Below are 18536 nucleotides of genomic sequence, written 5' to 3' on the forward strand. Positions count from 1 at the left end.
CTGACCCCTCAATGAAGATCAGGATGATCAGACGATCGCGAGGTGGGTCACCGTTGATCCGCCGTTCAGCGGTCAGTTTTCACCCGTCGCCGACACCCGTGGTGAAGCGTGATCCGACTCCCGCGCCACCTCACTTGCACCCACCGTCTCGATGCGGTCCCCACTGACGGCCCACGCGGGGCGAGCCAGCGATATACGCGTCGTCGGCATTGTCGTTGGTGGGTCGGGCCACTCGGCTTGATGGGAATACAGATCGCGGGTGGCCAAGACCGGGCGAACCAGCGGGCCCTGGTTGAAGCGGGGCCAGTGCAAGCTGACGGGACATCGGCCGGTGATCGGTTCCGTGAAGTTGGGGCGCGACGTCGCCCCTCCCGCCCTGTGTCTGGTCTGCGTTGCCAAGTCGCCGCCCGATGGCCCTAGTTATATGAAAATATGATCGTCATGCGGACTGGTCGTGAAGCTCAGCCGATCGTTTGGACCGATGCAGAGGCAGGCGGTCACGGAGGAAGGCACTTGTCGAGGCGCGAGGACAGCCGCATGGACGACCTTCCTGCCCCCCTCCACCGTCCGCCGCGGACGGCCTCTTTCGTGATGGTCCACGTCGGCCAATCGCGCGAAACCCAGCGCAACCTGCAGTACGGGATCGAAACCCGGTCGTGGGGGTTCCCTCGGTGGAGGCCGGAGTACCGGTCCGCGCGCCCACGCTTCGCAGTGCTGGGCACGGGAGTGGGGCCGCGCGTAAAACTCGACGTATGGAGTACCAAAAGGATCACTCTGTATCTGTTCGAAGTACGTGAGAACTTCTACGAGGCAGAGGCTCCTCACTGGCCGGACGAGGAAGCCGAGAACGCAATCAAGTACCCGGTGCGCTTCGGCATCGAGCCGTTGGCTGTACTCCACGAGGTCGGTCTCGATGAGGACGGGCCGCTTGGAACGGCTGCCAGTGACGCCATACGTGTTTCAGGGACTCAACAAGGCGTAGGCGTGCTCGTCGACATGGATCCGCAGCCGTTGCTCGATGTGGCCGGGATCCGGGCGAACTGGGCCGAACAGCAGGCGGTGGCCCTGAACCGCACCCCCGGCTTTACCGCGGAGCAGGTGAAGCCGCCCAAGCCACCGAAGCGGCCCTCCAGTGGAGCGGGCTTCGTCTCCGACCCCAAGAAGCGCAAGGCCATCGAACTGCACGCGGAGGACATGGCAGTCGCTCACTACGAGGGGGAGGGTTGGACAGTCGAACGCCTGGGCAAGCCGTACGACCTCCAATGCACTCGTGGCGGGGAAGAGCGCCGCGTCGAGGTGAAGGGGACAACGGGAGCGGCCACGAGCGTCGATCTGACGATCAATGAGGTCGAGCATGCCCGGGACCCGCAGAACACCGTGGACCTGTTTGTGGTCAGTGACATCAAGGTGGACATGCAGACCGACAACTACAACGCGACTGGCGGCAGGGTGTTGCACCTTCATGACTGGGCGCCGGCTGAGGAGGACCTGAGGCCGCGGAGCTTCGAGTACCGACTACCGCTCGCCTGACTGCTCAGATGCACGTTCAGGGGGTTCCGGAAGCCTCCGCCGGCCCCTCGCCTTCGAGCCCACCGCCCTTATGGAGATCGTCCGTGCATCTTCTTCGCATGTCCGCACGTGCACTGTTCGATCGGTGCAGTGGCGGAGCCCTCTTCGAGCGGCTCGCGCAGAAGTACCGCGCCGTGCTCTTCCAGAACCCGTCGCCCAGTGAACGACGCTCGTGGGAGAACAGCCTTCCGGCCCTGGCAGAGGTCCTGTGCGACGCGGGCCTTGATGACATCGATGTGCTGATCGAGTACCGATTACCCCTTACCAGCCTGCGCGCAGACGTTGTCCTCGCCGGCTCCCACCCCGCGACGGGCAGACCGTCTTACGTCATCGTCGAGCTCAAGCAGTGGAGCGAAGCGCACCTCGTTCCTGGCACTGACAACCTCTGCTTAGTAGCGGGGATGCACAACCGGCCGCCGACTCTACATCCTGTGGTCCAAGTACGCCGCTATTGCGATTACCTGCAGGACTTCACCAATGTACTGAGTGATCAAGAGGACGCCGTCGCGGGCGTGGCCTATCTGCACAACGCAGTCGATCAGGGTGTCAGTGAACTATTAAGATTGCCTGACGCGAGTGCGCAACTTTTCACGGATACCTCCCGCGGCGAACTTATTAAGTATCTGCGGACCCGTCTCTCTGCCTTGGATGGTTCGCCAGAAGGAGATTCTCTCCTGGCTAGCCCTCATACTCCCGGTCGTCAGCTAATGCGTGCCGCTGCTGCCGAGTTAATTGACGGCGGCGAGTTCATCTTGATGGATGAGCAAGAGGTTGCGGCTCGTTTGGTGAAGCGGGCGGCGGACCTGTCGCGACAGTCCGGCCAAAAGGAAGTCATAGTGATATCCGGGGGTCCTGGTTCGGGTAAGAGCATCATTGCGCTGCACCTCATGGGACACCTCGGAAGGAACGGGCGAAGCGTTGTCCACGCCACCGGCTCCAAGTCCTTCACCACGACTCTCCGGCACGTCGTCGGCACTAAGAACGGCCGTATTCCAAAGCTCTTCCGTTATTTCTTCGACTTCACAAACGCTGAACGAAACGGGCTGGATGTCCTGATCTGTGACGAAGCCCATCGCATTCGTCAGCGGTCGGAGAGGCAGGGCCCGTACGCCGGGCATCGGAGCGGTCGAAGTCAAGTGGAGGAACTCATCGACGCAGCCAGGGTCCCCGTCTTCCTGCTCGACGAGCATCAGGTCGTGAGGCCGGGGGAGATGGGACGTGTCGAGACTATCGACGAGGCTGCTCAGGCGCGAGGCTGCATTGTTCGCCATGTCGATCTCAACAGCCAGTTCCGATGCGGTGGGAGTCGTGCCTACGAACACTGGGTCCTCCGTCTCCTCGGCCTTGAGCCTGGTGGTCCGATCCAGTGGCAGCCTGAGGAAAATTTCGAGTTACTCGTCGCCGAATCGCCCGAAGAGATGGAGAGCTACCTCCGTGGCCGACAAGAATCGGGCTACACCTCTCGCGTGACGGCGGGATTCTGCTGGCAGTGGAGCGATCCGCGGAGTGACGGCAGCCTGGTCGACGACGTGGTTATTGGGGAATGGCGTAAGCCCTGGAACGTTAGAGGTGAGAAACCTGTGGGTGGGGCACCCGTATCCTCGCTGTGGGCCACTGATCCGTCAGGCTTCGGGCAGATCGGGTGCATTTACACGGCCCAAGGATTCGAGTATGCCTGGAACGGAGTGATCTTCGGTCCTGACCTGGTGTGGCGCGGAAATGGATGGCGCGCTGTTCCTAGAGAGAGTAAGGACTACTCCGTGAAAAAGGCGACGCCAGAAGCTTTCGGTCACCTTATTCGAAATACATACAAAGTGCTACTCACGCGGGGGCTGGCCGGTACCGTACTATACTCAACCGATCCCGAGACTCGGGCCATGCTGGCTAGCCTGGTCCCGACTGGGATAAAGCAGACTCCGTGAGTGAGTAGCCCTTCGCCACCCACCTGGTTCGCCGGTGCCTTCGAGGAACCGGGCGGCGCCTACTTCCGCATCGTCCCTGCACGAGGCGAGCGCGACAGTTTTTTCCCTGCCGTTCGAGGACGAACCGCTCTCACTGATCCTCGGCAGGGCGTTCCTCCTCGCGCCGACACTGAGATCGCCCACGAATCCAGCCTCACGCGGATCGAGCGATGTGCCTGATGGCCACCGTGATGTCCCGGGGCGGGACCGCGACAGGCAATCCGGTCACCGAGCGGGAGGTCGCCGGGCGGCAAGGGGCACAGCCGTGAGAGAAACACAGATCCGGGCTATCGGTAGGCAGCGGTAAGGTCAACCAGGGAGTTTCGTCCCGAGCAGGGACCGGGAAGCAGACAGCGGAGGTCGGACGGTGACGGCAGGAGACTCGCGTCCGGTGCCCAAGCCCGGACCGCCGCGTCCGGCGCAGCAGTGGTTCCAGGAGCGGCCGTCTCCGTACCCCTGGGAGCAGGACGCTCTCGACCATGTCCGCCGCCTGATGCCGGCCGCCGAGCCGTATCGGGCCTGGGCCACGTTCTCCTTCACCGCGCAGTCGGGGCGTATCAACGAGTGCGACCTGCTGATCGCGGTGCCCGCGGGCCTCTACCTGGTCGAGATCAAGAGCCATCCAGGGCGGCTGGAGAACAACGGATCCACCTGGAACTTCCACGGCTCCGACCGCACCAGGACGATCAACAACCCGCTCCACTTCAACGACGCCAAGTCGAAAGATCTCAAGAGCAGACTCCTGTGGGCGGCGCGCAAACTGGGCATCCCGGAGCGGTCCGTGCCGCGCGTGGAACCGGCGATCTTCCTCTCGGCTCCGGACCTCGAGAGCCATCTCGACGACGTCCAGAGGGTGAAGGTCTACGGTCGTGACGACCGCCCCACCGGCCTGAAGCGCATCTGGCAGGACTTCCTCGGTCTGCCGCCGGACCGCCCCGACCGCCGTATCACGCCCGACTTCTCCCGGAACACGCTGCCGCGTCTGCTGAAGGCCATCGGCGTCCAGCAGTCCACGGCCCATCTCAGGTTCGGCGACGCCTGGAAGCTGCAGCCGCACCCCCTGGACCGCGGGCAGTCCTGGGAGGACCGCCTGGCCACACGCGACGACGGACTCGTCCAGGAGGAAGGCCGGGTCCGCATCTACCTGGTCGGCGACATGGCGACCGAGGCGGCGAAGAAGTCCACCGATCGTGCCGCCCGCCGCGAGTACCAGGTCCTGCAGGGCGTCACGCATCGCGGCATCGTCGAGGCCGTCGAGATCCGCGAGCATCAGGGCGGACCTGCGATCCTCTTCCGCCACCGGCACACGGACCTGCGCCTCGACCAGTACCTGGCGACCTACGGCGGCAAGCTCACCCCGGAGAACCGCCTCGATCTCGTACGACAGCTGGCCGAGGCCGTCCGCTACGCCCACAACCGCTCCCTCTACCACCGCGCCTTGGCGGCCTCCTCCGTCTACGTCTCCTTCAGGTCCGACGGCACACGCCCCGAGCTGCGCATCACCGACTGGCAGACGGCGGCCCGCGACTTCGACAGCAATGCCACCTTCTTCCGCTCCATCGGCGGCTCGGCGCTCGACGCCGCTCTGATCGAGGACGCGGCCCGTCTCTACCTCGCCCCCGAGACCGACCAGCCGTACGCGGATCCGGCCGACCTGGACATGTTCGGGCTCGGCGCGGTGGCGTACCTGATCCTCACCGGTCAGCCCCCCGCCACGCAGCGAAGTGCCCTGAGCGAGCGCCTGCGCACCGACGCGGGCCTGCATCTGTACTCCGTCGCCGACGGCTTCTCGGACGCGCTCGACGAGCTGGTCTTCAAGGCGACCCGCTCCGACGTCAACGAACGGCTCGGCTCCGCCGAGGAGTTCCTCGACCTGCTGGACAGGGCGGAGTGCGCCAGCGTGCTGCCCGAGGCACCCACCGCCGTCGGGGTCGACCCGCTGGAGGCACTGCCCGGCCAGTCGCTCGACGCGGAATGGTCCGTACGGCGCGTCCTCGGCACCGGCGCCACCGCCCGCGCCCTTCTCGTGGAGCGCGCTGTCGAGGACGAGGACGGCGACGTACAGATCGACGAGTGGGTCTTCAAGGTCGCCCTGGACGAGCAGAAGGCGGAACGGCTGCGTGCCGAGGCGGCCGTTCTCAAGGAGGTGGGCGGCGGCGCGATCGTGCAGCTGCGGGGCGAGGGATTGCGCGAGATCGGCGGACGGACCGTCCTGCAGCTCGAGTACGCCGGTGAGCAGTCCCTGGGTGCCCGGCTGCGAGGCAAGGGCAAGCTGACCTACCACGAGCTGGAGCGCTTCGGCGACGACCTGTTCAGGGCGATGGACCAACTGGCCGCCAACGGAGTCCTCCACCGAGACCTGAAGCCCGACAACTTCGGCATCCACCACAGCAAGGACCGGATCTGGCGCCTGAAGCTGTTCGACTTCTCCCTCGCCGACGCCTCCGAGCGTGACATCAAGGCGGGCACGCGCGGCTACCTCGACCCGTTTCTCGACTCCCTGCGGCGGCCGTACTACGACGACCACGCCGAGCGGTACGCGGCGGCCGTCACCCTCCACGAGATGGCCGCCGGCGAGCGCCCCATGTGGGGCGACGGACAGCTGGACCCGCTCACCAACGAGTCCGCGGAACTGTACGTCGCGTCAGAGCTGTTCGAACCGGCCCTCAGCGACGGTCTCACGTCCTTCTTCCGACGGGCACTGCACCGCGACACCGAACAGCGCTTCGACACGCTGCGGCAGATGCACGACGAGTGGCGCGAGGTGTTCCGGGCGGCCGACGCGACCAGGCCGGCCACCACCCCGGCCACGGTCGGCACCCAGGCCGAGGACGCCGAGGAGGCCCGCGACACCGCCGCGGCGGCGGCGGATGCCGGGACCCTGCTCGAGGCCGCGGGCCTGTCGCCCCGGGCCGTGTCCGTGGCACACGGGCTGGGGGCCACCACAGTGGGGGAACTGCTCGACGTCCAGCCGTACGCGATCTCGAAGGCGCGAGGCGCCGGCGCGCTCGTACGCAAGGAACTCAACCGGCGTCGCAAGCAGTGGGCGGTCGCGCTGCGGCAGCCCGCCGGGGCCGACGCCCGACCGGCCGCCCCGGCCGCGCGCACGGACGGCGACCCCGCGTCGGACGGACCGCTGGTCCTGTCGATCGACGACATGGCGGCCCGGCTCACCCCCGAGCCCGGCCGCAAGGGTTCCCACCGTGCGCCCGTGGTCCGGCTCACGCTCGGTCTGCCGCCCGAGGAGGGCGGCCTGTCGCCGTTGGGACCCTGGCCCGTCCAGGCCCGCATCGCCGACCACCTCGAGATCAAGCAGCCGCCGGTCTCCCGCCATCACCGTATCGAGATCAAGCAGTGGGCCGAGGCGGACTGGCTGGGGCGGGTACGCGAAGAGCTGGTCGAGATCGTGACCGCGGCCGGACGGGTCCTGACCGCGCAGGAGGCCGCCGCCGAGCTGCGGGTCCGGCACGGCGCGGGAGACGACACGCCCGAGCGCACGCTCGCCAGGGCGCTTGCCGTCGTACGGGCCGCCACCGAGGCCGAGCTGTGGGACGGCGAGGGCGCGGAGCAACACGAGCCGCGACTGGCCGTGCACCGGCGAGGTGACACCGTACTGATCGCCCTGGAGTCGCTGCCCGGCACCGACGACCCCAGCCCCCGTGAACTGGCCGACTACACGGCCGAGTTGGGTACGGTCGCGGAGCGTCTGGCGCGCCAGGAGCCGTTGCCGGGGCGGGCCGCGGTGGTCCGCGACCTGCGTGCGGTGCCCGCTCCGGAGGGCTTCGCCCCGCTCGCGGACACCCGGCTGGTCGCCCTGGCGGCCGCTGTCGCCGTGGGCACCGAGGTCACTCCGCGCCTCGAGCTGTATCCCCGTGACCTCAGTCTGGACCGCGCCCTGCGCATCTCCCAGGCGGGAGCGGGAGTACGACGGGACCGTGGCATCTCGGTCGCCGAGCTGCTGGCGCGGCTGCGCGCACGCTTCCCGGTGCTCGACGCGCTCTCCGGGGAGCGGGAGCCGACGTACGTCGAGCTGGAGGACCCGCTCAGGGAGGCGCGCTTCGACCTCCGGTACGACACCAAGCTGGAGCGGTTCTTCCCGCCGACCCTGGAGGCGATCGGCCAGTGGACGTCGACGGGGACGGGCACCAGCTACCTGCCACCCGGGCACGGCGTCCCGGCAGTCGCGGAGGTGGACGGCGATCTGCATGCCGCCACCCGTGCCAGGCTCGCCTCCAGCGTGCAGCGCGGCGGATTCCTCGCGCTGACCGTGAAGGGCAGCCGGCTGCCGGGTGCCGCCGAGGCGGTGGCCGCGGCCTTCCCCGTCGAACGCGTCGACCTGGGACGGGAGTTCCTCGCCGAGTTCCGCGCGCTGGCGGCGGAGAAGGGGCAGGACTGGGAGAAGGTCCTGCGCGCCGACGCGGGCTCCGCGCCGGGGCACATCAAGCGTGGTCTGGCTTCGTTCGTACGTGCGGTGTGGGTGCGCCTGGAGGCCGTACTGCTGGAGCGGGCCGCAGCACCGCGCACGGTCCTCTTCCTGCATGACGCGGGGCTGCTCGCCCGGTACTGGGACGAGGGCGGCCACGACCTCCTGGTCCGCCTCCAGACGGCGGCCCGCCGCCCGGCCGACGACCCGCACGGGCTATGGCTGCTGTGCCCGGTCGACACCCGGACACAGGTCCCGCACCTGGACGGACGGACAGTTGAGGTGATCGGCGGGGACGGCGAACGGGCCTACCTCGACGGCGACTTCCTGGCGACGGTGGCAGCGGCGGCGGCCTAGACCCGCGCCGCTGCCGACAGCGGGCGCAGGTTCCTGCCGGTCGTCATTGCGAGCGCCTGGAAACGCCGCCCTTGCGGCCGATGCCGAAGGCCAGGCGGTAGACGTCGGGGATGTCGACCGCGTAGTCGCGCAGGTCGGTGGCGCCCGCCGCGCGCCGTGTCATCACGCCGAGCCTCTCCAGCTCGTCGATCAGCTCGCGGTGGTTGTCGACGTCCTCCGGCCCGCTGCCCTGCGAGCTGTTCGCCAGAACCTCGCGCAGCTGCGCGGAGAGGGAGGCGTCCCGCCAGTAGGCGAGGACCACGGACGGCTGCATCGGCACCTGACCGCCCCGCAGCTGCTCGACGGCGACGGCGGCCCAGCGGATGTCCTCCGTGATCTCGTCCACGCGGATCTGGGAAGCCGTACTCACGGACTCCCGGATGGCGTCGTAGTGGAGGGCGTGCTCGTGCGTGGGATGCCGGTCCCGGCTGATCGTCGCCGCCGTGGAGACCGCTTGGAGCAGGGTGCGCGGACTCACCTGGCCCCGGCCGTCCTGCAGGTGGTTCGGAAGCCAGGTGTACGTGTAGCCGCGGCGGTGACTCGGGCCCATGTACGGGCCGGCCATCGCGACGAACAGATCGCGCTGACGTTCCGGGGTGGCGATGACGTCGACGGGCGCGATGAACCGGCCTTCGCCCTCCCTGCGCCAACTGCCGGTCGACGCCCGGAACTTCTCCGCCTCCGGGCTCGGGTGATTGCCCAGCTGGTGGTAGAGCAGGCCGTACAGATTCTCCGTCGTCCAGGTCAGGTCGGTCGCGTTGGCTCCGAGTTTCGACGCGTCCGGGAAGTGCTTGGGGGCGCTCTCGTACATGTCCGGGCGGACGAAGATCTTCGCCCGGATCGCGCTGGTGCTCATCCGGAGGTCGAGCGCCACCTCGAAGAGGCCGGACACCAGCCGGTCGACCACCTGCCGGTCGTTGTGGAGGTGCTCCAGGGCGTCGAAGATCAGCAGACAGGTGCGGCCGCTCTTGCGGGCCTCCTGGTCCGTCGTCCACAGGGCGCGTTCGTAGGACTCCATGTGGTCGGCGACCCAGCGGACCCGCTTGTCCCAGCCCTCGATGCGCAGGATCTCCGGGGCCCGGAGTCCGGTCAGGACCACCGCGGACCAGAGGTGCTGGGGCTTGACGCCATCGTCCACGAGCTTGCTGATGACGCTCTTGCTGGGGTGGTGCAGGTTGGGCTCGCCGCCCCGCGCATGCCCCGTGGCGACCGTCATCCGGTCCAGTCGGGGCATCATGTACGAGGCCGCCGCGATCTCGCGCATCCGGTCGTCGCTGAGCACCTTGGTCCACACGGTCTTGCCGGAACCGCGGGCGCCGCGCACCACCGTCACGTCGGGGTCCAGCGCGCGCCGGTGGCTCGACGGAGTGAACAGCCGCGTGACGTCCGGGCTGACGGTGTCGGCGTCGAAGGCGCTGCCGGGAGCGGTGGCCAGCAGCGTCCGGTACTCGTCGGTGGACAGCGAGTCCGTCATGACAGCTCCTCGCGCGGGAAGACCAGTTCATCGACCTCGCTGAGGAACCTCTTGTACGCGGCCTCCACGAAGGGCAGTTCGGGCCAGTCGCGGTCCTGGAGCGGGTCGAGGCCGATCAGGTCATGGCTGAAGAGGATCGGGATGGGCGAGTGCGGGGCCTGGTCGTCCTCGAGGGCGGGGTGGAATGCGTCCAGGTCCGCGCCCTCCGCGTCGTCGTAGAGCGTGTCGGCGAACATCTTCTGAGCGTTGTCGCGGAGCTTGTGCAGGCGCTGTATGTCCCCGGCGGAGCGGAACATGGCGGCCACGATGCGGAGCCGCTCGCGCAGCTCGACGGCGCGGTCCGGGCGTTGCTTCCACTGGGAGAGCAGCATGCCGTAGCCGTACCAGGTGGACGGGTTGTCGACGGCGAAGAGCAGCGACAGCCCGCTGAGCTGGGTCAGGGTGACGGCCGCGATGTCGTGGATACCGGCGCGGCTGTCGAGCAGGACCACGTCCGGCTGCCGCGAGATCCCGGCGACCTGGGCCTCACACGCGGCGATGGCCTCCTCCAGCCGCACGCAGAACGGCTTGGGCGCGCCGCCCGGTTCCGAGGCCGGCAGGTCGCTGTAGATGCGGTTCAGCTTCGCGAGGTAGTCGTAGCCCTCCCGGGGGCGGCCTCCGGCGGGCGCCAGCCAGATCTCGCCGTTGCTGTGGGAGGGCTCGAAGAACGAACTCTGGGTGACGAGCTCCAACCCTTCGGCGTTGCCGACGCCGGCCTCGACCAGGTGGTCGACGATGCCGTACTCCGGCAGCTGGTCGAAGCCGTGCAGGAGTGAGGAGACCCCCGGGGACTCCAGGTCGAGGTCGACGACGAGGACGCAGCGGCCCTGCTCGGCGAAGTAGCGGGCGAGGACGGCGGTGGCGGTGGAGCGCCCGACTCCCCCCTTGAACCCGTACAGCGCGACGCGCCGCTCCCGAACCTCGGGGTGCGGCGAGGCCCCCGCTATGGCGTCCCGGGCCCAGTCGGCGCCCACGACGGTCCGTTCGAGTACGGCGACCCGGCCGTGGTTGCCCGGCTCACCCTCCTCCTCCACGGCGAGTTCGGGAGAGTCGAAGAACATCTCGGGCGCGAACATGGTGGACGCGGTCTGGACGGCCTGGGCGCCCGCGAAGGCCTGGGTGTCGCGTCGGAACTCCTCCGCGAGGGCTGCCAGGTCCTCGGCAGGCAGCGGGTTGTCCTCGTCGTCGACGAGGAGCGACGCACGCCCGAACAGGTCGCGTACGAGGACGGTGTCCCGGCCGGTTTCGGCGGCACGGAAGGCGTGGCCCAGGGCTGCGTTCCACGCGGCGTCGAATCGGGTGGGGTTCATGGGGCGGGCGCCTGCTTTTCCACGTCGGCTGCGTCTTCTGCTTCTGCTTGGGCTACTTCGCCAGCTGGTAGGCGGCGATCACGGTACGAGCCGCCGCGAGGTGACGTTTCACGCGCTGCTCGGATATCTGGCCGCTGTCACGGTAGCGGTGGGCCACGTCCCACTCGTCGGCGGATTCCCGAAAGGGGTTCTGCTGGGGAACCTGCGCGAGGACGGTGGCGCCGCGGTGGCCGTTCGCGAGCAGGAGGAGTTGGTCCCAGACGTGGGGCAGGTGCCCGTGCTGGGAGTCCTTCCACGCCTTGTTGGCCTGAGTCTTGCTCTGCGTCGGCCTGTTCCTGATCGCCGGGCTGTACGGAATGCCGAGCGGGGTGTCCTGCGTGGAACCGAAGAAGTCGAGGAGCATCGCCTTGATGGCGCACTCTGCGGCGATCCCGGCAAGGTGGTCGGCGGAGCCGAAGAGCTGGGACGACTTGGCGAGTTGCGTTGCCGCGTCGTAGTGGGAGCGGCCCACCTCAAAGAAAGAGTGTTGGTGGGCGGGTGTGGGTGCCGGCACGGGCGTCGCGGGCGCCGGGGCCGCGGGCGTGGTCGACGCCGCCGGGACCGGGGGAGGTGTCTGAGCCGTCACGGTGATCACCTTAGCGGCGTGATCATGGCAGATGAGAGTACTTTGCCATGACTCCTGCGGGGGGCTGTTCCGGCCGACGGTGCTGGCAGGATTGGGATGCGAAACCGTATGGCGATGTGCGGTGGGTGACGTGGTGCTGCGAGAGGGATGCGAAGAGTGACGGTCACGGGCCAGGAAGCGCGGGCGGGGCTGGACCAGGCGGCGCTGCTGAAGGATCTGCGACGGCAGGTCGCTGTCCTGGAAGACGATCTGCGGGCTCGTAGTGAGTCCGAGGACGAGTACCGCGTCCGGCTGGAATCCGAGTACCGGCGGGCCCGCGAGGCGCAGCGTACGGCGGCGACGTACGGCGCGTGGCGGGACGAGCGGGTGACTCAGGCCGCCGTCGCGTGGGTGCTGGCCTGTGTCTTCGTACGGTTCTGTGAGGACCATGGGCTCATCGAGGCGCCGTTCATCGCCGGGCCTGGGGACCGGTTGGTCGAGGCGGAGGAGCGGCACGAGGCGCACTTCCGTGAGCATCCTGATCACAACGACCGGGACTGGCTGATTGCCGCGTTCACGCATCTTGCGGAGGCCCATGAGACGGTGGCCGGTCTCTTCGACCGTGCGCACAATCCGCTGTGGGAGCTGATGCCGGGCTATGAGGCCGCGACGGAGCTGTTGCGATTCTGGCGGCGGTGGGACGCGGACGGGCGGATCGTCTACGACTTCTCGTATCTGGAGTGGGACACGCGGTTCCTCGGTGACCTGTACCAGGACCTGAGCGACCATGCGCGCAAGACGTACGCGCTGTTGCAGACGCCGGAGTTCGTGGAGGAGTTCATCCTCGACCTGACGTTGGAGCCGGCCGTCGCGGAGTTCGGGCTGGATCCCGTGGTGGAGGGGCCGGGGGGCGTTGAACGGCGGGGGCTGCGGACGATCGACCCCGCGTGTGGCTCCGGGCACTTCCTGCTGGGCATCTTCGACCGGCTCGTGGAGAAGTGGCGGGAGTTGGAGCCCGGCGCGGATGAGTGGTCGGTGGTGCGGAGGGCTCTGGAGTCCGTCCACGGGTGCGACAAGAATCCCTTTGCGGTGAGTATCGCTCGGTTCCGGTTGCTGGTCGCGGCTATGAGGGCTGCGGGGGCTGGGCGGCTGGCGGATGCGCCGGTCTTTCCTATCAATGTGGCGGTGGGGGACTCATTGCTGCATGGGCGGGATGCGGCGGGTATTCAGACGGACTTGGGGACGTTGTTTGCGGAGGTGGAGGGGGGTGACTCTAGAGGTGGTGCCTTTGTTTACTCTTCGGAGGATGTGGGGGAGTTCGCTTGGAAGGTTGATCTGCTGGGGCGGGGGTCGTATCACGTTGTGGTGGGGAATCCGCCATATATCACGGTGAAAGACAAGCGGGAGAACGAGAATTATCGGGCGGCGTACGACGCCTGTGCGGGAACCTATGCCCTGTCAGTGCCATTTGCGCAGCGACTATTTGAGTTGGCTTTGAAGGGTGCTGGTGGTTCGACGGGTGGGGGTGGTTTCGTCGGGCAGATCACCGCGAACTCCTTTATGAAGCGGGAGTTCGGAAAGAAGCTGATTGAGGTGGTCTTCCGGAACCGGGTTGAGCTATCGTATGTGATTGATACGTCCGGGGCGTTCATTCCGGGGCACGGTACACCGACGGTGATTCTCGTGGGGCGGAACCGCGTACCGAACCCTGATCGGACGGTTCGGGCGGTGCTGGGAGTTCGAGGGGAGCCATCGCAGCCGCGAAATGCGTCTGAGGGGATTGTTTGGCGCGCCATCGTCGATCAGGCAGGTAGGCCTGGGAGTGAGTCAGACTGGGTGTCGGTCGAGGATGCGAGTGCGGAGATCTTCGCCGCGCATCCATGGTCGGTAAGCGGTGGCGGGGCCGGTGCCCTGTTGGCTCGACTGGAGCAGCTTGGGGTCCGGCTGTCATCACGTATGAGTGAGGGGGGGAGGACGACTCATACCGGCTTGGACGACGCGTTCTACCTTCCGTATACCGCTGCGCGTACGCGAGGCCTCCAAGACGGGTGCGTTCCAGTCGTGCTTGGCGACGGTGTGCGCGACTACCTTCTCACAGCGCCGATGCGGACCTTCTTCCCCTACGGGGCAACGGGCGATCCGCGAACCGTTGCCGTTAATGAGGAGGCGTTTCTTTGGCCGAATCGGACAGCACTAAGGGAGCGAGTCGATTTCGGAGAGAATCCTGAATCGCGTGGACTTCGATGGTTCGACCATAGTATGTTCTTTCCGCGCCGCTATAGGCAACCATTTTCGATTGCTTTTGCGGAAGTTGCGACACATAATCACTTCGTTTTGGATCGCGGCGGCAAGGTGTTCAAGCAGACTGCACCCGTAATCAAGTTGCCCGATGCGGCAACGGAAGGTGAACACCTTGAACTACTTGGAGTTCTCAACTCATCCACGGCTTGCTTTTGGTTGAAGCAAGTTTGCCACGACAAGGGAAACCGGGGTGAAGGGGGTGGAATCACAAGCGCGGCGTGGGAGCGATTTCACCAATACAACGCAACCAGGGTCAGTGACTTCCCGTTGCCTGACCGATTGCCCCTTGAGGTAGCTGGCCTTCTGGATTCTTTGGCCCAGGAGCTGACAAAGGCGGAACCTTCCGCTGTCAGTGAAGGGAACATTCCTACTCGTGGCGCCTTTGACGAGGCCAGCACCGGATATGCGCGTATCCGTCGACGCATGATCGCTCTCCAGGAGGAGCTGGACTGGCAGGTGTATGGGCTGTACGGGCTGCTATCTGAGGCTGAAACGGAGCGAACCACCGTACCGTCACTCGACCCGGGCACCATCCCCGAAGTGCAGCTCGGTGAGCGTGCGTTCGAGATTGTGCTGGCCCGGAAGCGGGCGAGTGGCGAGGCCGACACCGCGTGGTTCGAGCGGCACGGGTCGACACCTGTTGTCGAGATCCCAGGGCACTGGCCCCGTTGGTACCGGGACATCGTGCAGGCTCGTATCGACATCATCGAGCGGCGCAAAGACATCGCGCTCATTGAACGGCCCGAGTGCAAGCGGCGTTGGTCGGTCGAGCCCTGGGAGAGGAAGGAGAAGGTGGCCCTACGTGCCTGGTTGCTGGACCGGTGTGAGGACCCCGGGCTGTGGTTCAGCCTGCGTGACGGGGTGAATCAGCCCCGTACGCTCACCGTCAACCAGCTTGCCGATGCGCTGAGTTCCGACCCTGACTTCAACGCCGTCGCCGCGCTTTACGCTTCTGATCACCTCGACAAGCCCGACCTCCCCCTCGGCCAGGTGCTCGCCGACGTCATCGCGGACGAGCACGTGCCGTACCTCGCCGCCATGCGGTACAGGGACCCCGGTCTGCGCAAGCGTGAGCAGTGGGAAGAGGTCTGGGAGCAGCAACGAGAGGAAGACCGGACCGGGCGAAGGCTCGATATCCCCGTACCGCCGAAGTACTCGTCCGCCGACTTCCTCAAACATTCCTACTGGTCTCACCGCGGCAAGCTCGACGTGCCCAAGGAGCGGTTCATCTCCTATCTGGAAGCCGGGCCCGATGCCGACCCGACCGTGCTGCTCGGGTGGGCCGGATGGGATCACAAGGATCAGGCCCAGGCGCTCATCAACCTCATCGAGGACCGTACGGAGCAGAGCGGTTGGGACACCGAGCGGATCACCCCCTTGCTCGCCGGGCTGCACGAGGTCATGCCCTGGGTGCGGCAGTGGCACGGTGAGTACGACGCCGAGTGGGAGTCCGTGCCGGCGGAGGACTGCGATGCCTTCCTCGATGAGCAGATGGGCAAGCATCGGCTCAGCGTGACGGATCTCAAGGCATGGCGGCCTGTGAAGCGGGCGCGAGGGCGTAAGGCCGCCACGTTGAAGAAGGCGAGCGTCCCGGAGCAGTCTGCCCTCGACGCCGAGTAGGCGGAACGTGGCAGTGGGACTGCCGGAGTCCAGAACTCTGGCAGCCCCACGGGCCTTGGAGCGGTGTCAGACTCGGGTGTCTGCCGCGTACGCGACGAAGGTCGACCACGTGGTGCGAGAGACGGCGAGCTGGTCGCCCTCCTTGTTCTTGGAGTCCCGGACGCGGACAACTCCAGGGCAGTCAGCGACCTCAATGCAGTTGTCGCCAGAGCTGCCGCTGTAGCTGCTCTTGAACCAGTCCAGTTCGGTGCTACTCATAGTGCTCCTCGCATCTGCTCCAGCAGGCTCACGGTGGCTTCGCGGTCGAGCGCCTGCGACCGCAGCTTGCCATAGCGCTGAAGCATTGCGCTCACGTCATCTGGGTTGGTGAGCAGGACGCTCGACTGCTGTCCCTCGGTATAGCCGAGCCACTGGTGCTCTGAGGTCTCGGCCAGGTACATCTGGCCATCAACTCCAGCGTGTTCCTCCTGCCGCAATGACATGATCTGGAGCTCTACGTTGCGTAGGTTCCCGGCCTCCAGCAGATGGCCGATGAGGGTCCTGGTGACCTCTGCACCACCGACCCGTCGCTCCAGGAGTGCCTGCTCGATGATGAAGCTGAAGGCTGTGTTCTGCCGTTCCGTCAGTAACCGCTGCCGCTCCTGCCGCGCCACCACCTGCTGCTCGATCTGCTCCTCCGTCAGCGGTGGCAATCGGCGTTCGAAGATTGCCCGGATGTACGCCTCAGGCTGCAACAACCCAGGGATGGCTCGGCACTCGTACGTGTAGAGGGAGACCGCCTCCTCCTCGATCCCAGCCCACTGCACAAACCAAGACGCCAACCCCTGCCTCCGCGCCAGATGCCGCGCCGCAGCCTTGAGCACCCTCGGTGCCTCAAGCACCGCCCCCGCCCGCTCGATGAACCGCACCGAGGGGAACCGCTTCCCCTGCTCCAGCTTGGCCACCGCGTGCACCGAGTACCGCACCAGCGGCGCGAACTCCTCCTGCGTCAGGCCCGCTTCCTCCCGCAACGCCTTCAGGACCGCGCCGAAGCTCTTGAGGCCGTCCGATACTTCCGGTTCACTGCTCGCGACGCCGTCCAACACGCCCGGCCCACCTCTCACGTACACCACCGGACATCAACTCACCCATGGTCACGGGGTGTCACCCACCCTGTCCACTCAGTGAACCCACCCAACCGTGGCTGTACTAGTGCCGTGTCTGTCGAGTCACGGTCCCACCCGTGACTCTGGACCGCATGACCGCACCTCAGGCCCAATCAGACGTCGCCGTACGCATGTTCTTCCAGCAGCTCAGCGCCACCCGGCGCGGTGCCCGCCTCGCCCGCCGCCTCGCCACGCACCAACTCGACGTCTGGGGCATCCCGTTCGGCTCGGCCGCCTCCGACGACGCGGCCCTCGTCGTCGCCGAGCTGGCCTCCAACGCCGTACTCCACGCCCGCGTACCGGGCCGCGACTTCGCGCTCCGCCTCGAACACCGTACGGACGCGCTCCGCATCGAGGTCGCCGACGCGCGAGGCGACCGCCCCGTCGCCCCACCGTCGTTGATCACGGACACGACCACAGACCACGGCCGTGGTCTCGTCATCGTCGATGCCCTCGCCTCCCGTTGGGGTGTGACCGACCGCCCGGGACCCGGCAAGGTCGTCTGGGCCGAGATCGATCTCCGCTGAGGGTCCATGCGACCGTCACGGCATCGGAATCGCCGGCGGGCTCGCCTGCTGCCAGTAGTGCAGCACCGGAGGATGCGCGACCTCCTGCCCGAGGTCGGACGTCAGCAGGTGATGCCGGGCGACCGCGTCGTCGACGATCTGCCGCCACCACTCCAGCCGGTCCCGTCCCGCATCAGCGGAGATCAACTCGTCGTGCAGTGCGTACAGCTCGCACGTGTTGTGCCACTGCGACTCGCGCACGTCGGCGTTGCTCTCGCTGAACCGCGACAACTCGGCGCCCTCGCACACCGCGCACCCGCAGGTCCACGGATCGACACGCGTGAACCAGTCCTGGAGCACCTCCACCCGGTGGTACTTCAGCAGATCACGCACGAGCACCACCGGATACGGCCGCCAGCCCCGGCCCTTGCGGCGCGGGTCCATGCCGTGCCGGAGCATGGCGGTGACCCCCACCGCCGTGCCCAGCGCCCCGTGCGCCAGCGCATCGAACGCCGCCAGGTCCGTACGCCACAGCAGCAGACGCGGACACGACCGGCACAGCACGCGCAGGCCCTCGGCCACGCCCGCCCGCTCCAGCGGGTCCTTGTCGTGCTGCATGATCAGCGCGACCGGATGCCGGCTGGCCCGCACCGCCGCCACCAGGTGCAGCAGTGACTCGTCCCGCAGCCAGCGGTAGCTGCACGGCAGCAGGACGACCGTGTCGGTCCGCTCCAGCCGGTCGGCCTGGGTGATCACCGCACGCAGGACGCGGGCGTCGCCGTCCTCGTCCGGCGGTATGAAGCAGGTGGGGGTGACCGCGAACGCCGCCTTGTTGGCGAGCTGGCCGTTCAGGACCTCCTCCAGGCCGGAGGAGTCGAGTGCGTGCCAGCCGTCGGCCGCCTGGTAGCCGAAGGGCCGGTCGACGGTCGCGACCCGGTGCTCGTGGCCGCCGTAGTCGACGGCCACGACCGTGTCCGGGTAGCTGTTGCGTATGTTCCGGCACCGCACCGCGGCATCCATGCCCGTGAGGAGCAGGCCCCCGGAGTTTCCGTCGATGTGCGGCAGCAGGCCGATCGCCGACCTGTCGTTCACCATGATCAGTAACCGGTCGCGCAGTAAGCCCTCGATACCGTCGGCCCCCATGGGGTCCCCCTCACGGTCATGAAGCACGTCCGCTGGTCACGAGTG

At 67.2% G+C, this 18536-nt stretch carries 11 protein-coding genes; 5 read left to right on the forward strand and 6 right to left on the reverse strand.

What is annotated here, in order from left to right; genetic code table 11:
- The first annotated feature begins 537 nt into the window (after positions 1–537).
- The 3 genes from AB0M11_RS24005 (at position 538) to pglW (ending at position 8310) form a co-directional block, all read left to right on the forward strand.
- Positions 538–1530: a DUF3883 domain-containing protein gene (locus AB0M11_RS24005; RefSeq protein WP_365708696.1), complete on the forward strand. Its 993-nt coding sequence runs from the start codon at positions 538–540 to the stop codon at positions 1528–1530.
- Positions 1531–1628: 98 nt separating this feature from the next.
- Positions 1629–3491 (forward strand): DUF2075 domain-containing protein, encoded by a 1863-nt coding sequence (locus tag AB0M11_RS24010; RefSeq protein ID WP_365708698.1) that lies wholly within the window; start codon positions 1629–1631, stop codon positions 3489–3491.
- 430 nt (positions 3492–3921) lie between these two features.
- Entirely contained in the window at positions 3922–8310 is a 4389-nt protein-coding gene (gene pglW, locus AB0M11_RS24015; protein WP_365708700.1) for a BREX system serine/threonine kinase PglW, read from the forward strand.
- Between the two features lie 43 nt (positions 8311–8353).
- On the opposite strand, the gene AB0M11_RS24020 is transcribed toward pglW, so the two are convergent.
- Genes AB0M11_RS24020 through AB0M11_RS24030 form a run of 3 tightly spaced genes read right to left on the reverse strand, consistent with a single transcriptional unit; the run spans position 8354 to position 11683 of the window.
- Complete coding sequence (locus AB0M11_RS24020) at positions 8354–9823, reverse strand: hypothetical protein (protein WP_365708703.1); 1470 nt, start codon at positions 9821–9823, stop codon at positions 8354–8356.
- The gene (locus AB0M11_RS24025) at positions 9820–11172 is read right to left on the reverse strand and encodes an AAA family ATPase (RefSeq protein ID WP_365708705.1); all 1353 of its coding nucleotides are present in this window, start codon (positions 11170–11172) and stop codon (positions 9820–9822) included. Before AB0M11_RS24025 ends, AB0M11_RS24020 begins: the two co-directional genes overlap by 4 nt.
- 52 nt (positions 11173–11224) lie before the next feature.
- Entirely contained in the window at positions 11225–11683 is a 459-nt protein-coding gene (locus AB0M11_RS24030) for a hypothetical protein (RefSeq protein WP_365708707.1), read from the reverse strand.
- A 261-nt stretch (positions 11684–11944) separates the two neighbouring features.
- Between AB0M11_RS24030 and pglX the strand changes: the two genes are divergently transcribed.
- Complete coding sequence (pglX, locus tag AB0M11_RS24035; protein WP_365708709.1) at positions 11945–15697, forward strand: BREX-2 system adenine-specific DNA-methyltransferase PglX; 3753 nt, start codon at positions 11945–11947, stop codon at positions 15695–15697.
- A gap of 66 nt (positions 15698–15763) precedes the next feature.
- Here pglX and AB0M11_RS24040 read toward each other — a convergent pair whose 3' ends face one another.
- The gene (locus AB0M11_RS24040; RefSeq protein ID WP_365708711.1) at positions 15764–15955 is read right to left on the reverse strand and encodes a DUF397 domain-containing protein; all 192 of its coding nucleotides are present in this window, start codon (positions 15953–15955) and stop codon (positions 15764–15766) included.
- Positions 15952–16782 carry a helix-turn-helix transcriptional regulator gene (locus AB0M11_RS24045; protein ID WP_365708713.1) on the reverse strand — a complete coding sequence of 277 codons (831 nt, stop codon included), beginning with the start codon at positions 16780–16782 and terminating at the stop codon, positions 15952–15954. Before AB0M11_RS24045 ends, AB0M11_RS24040 begins: the two co-directional genes overlap by 4 nt.
- 191 nt (positions 16783–16973) lie before the next feature.
- On the opposite strand from AB0M11_RS24045, the gene AB0M11_RS24050 reads away from it, so the two are divergent.
- Positions 16974–17369, forward strand: a complete 396-nt coding sequence (locus tag AB0M11_RS24050) for an ATP-binding protein (RefSeq protein ID WP_365708782.1) — start codon at positions 16974–16976, stop codon at positions 17367–17369.
- A gap of 15 nt (positions 17370–17384) precedes the next feature.
- Here AB0M11_RS24050 and AB0M11_RS24055 read toward each other — a convergent pair whose 3' ends face one another.
- Positions 17385–18491: a hypothetical protein gene (locus AB0M11_RS24055; protein WP_365708715.1), complete on the reverse strand. Its 1107-nt coding sequence runs from the start codon at positions 18489–18491 to the stop codon at positions 17385–17387.
- Between the last annotated feature and the right edge of the window lie 45 nt (positions 18492–18536).

The organism is Streptomyces sp. NPDC051987, assembly GCF_040680735.1.
In the GTDB taxonomy this organism is placed as follows: domain Bacteria; phylum Actinomycetota; class Actinomycetes; order Streptomycetales; family Streptomycetaceae; genus Streptomyces.

Bases quoted from the DNA above. Each gene is read 5' to 3' on its own strand.
- AB0M11_RS24005 (WP_365708696.1), top strand. From the start codon at position 538: ATGGACGACCTTCCTGCCCCCCTCCACCGTCCGCCGCGGACGGCCTCT.
- AB0M11_RS24010 (WP_365708698.1), top strand. From the start codon at position 1,629: ATGTCCGCACGTGCACTGTTCGATCGGTGCAGTGGCGGAGCCCTCTTC.
- AB0M11_RS24020 (WP_365708703.1), bottom strand. From the start codon at position 9,823: ATGACGGACTCGCTGTCCACCGACGAGTACCGGACGCTGCTGGCCACC.
- AB0M11_RS24025 (WP_365708705.1), bottom strand. From the start codon at position 11,172: ATGAACCCCACCCGATTCGACGCCGCGTGGAACGCAGCCCTGGGCCAC.
- pglX (WP_365708709.1), top strand. From the start codon at position 11,945: ATGCGAAGAGTGACGGTCACGGGCCAGGAAGCGCGGGCGGGGCTGGAC.
- AB0M11_RS24040 (WP_365708711.1), bottom strand. From the start codon at position 15,955: ATGAGTAGCACCGAACTGGACTGGTTCAAGAGCAGCTACAGCGGCAGC.
- AB0M11_RS24050 (WP_365708782.1), top strand. From the start codon at position 16,974: ATGTTCTTCCAGCAGCTCAGCGCCACCCGGCGCGGTGCCCGCCTCGCC.
- AB0M11_RS24055 (WP_365708715.1), bottom strand. From the start codon at position 18,491: ATGGGGGCCGACGGTATCGAGGGCTTACTGCGCGACCGGTTACTGATC.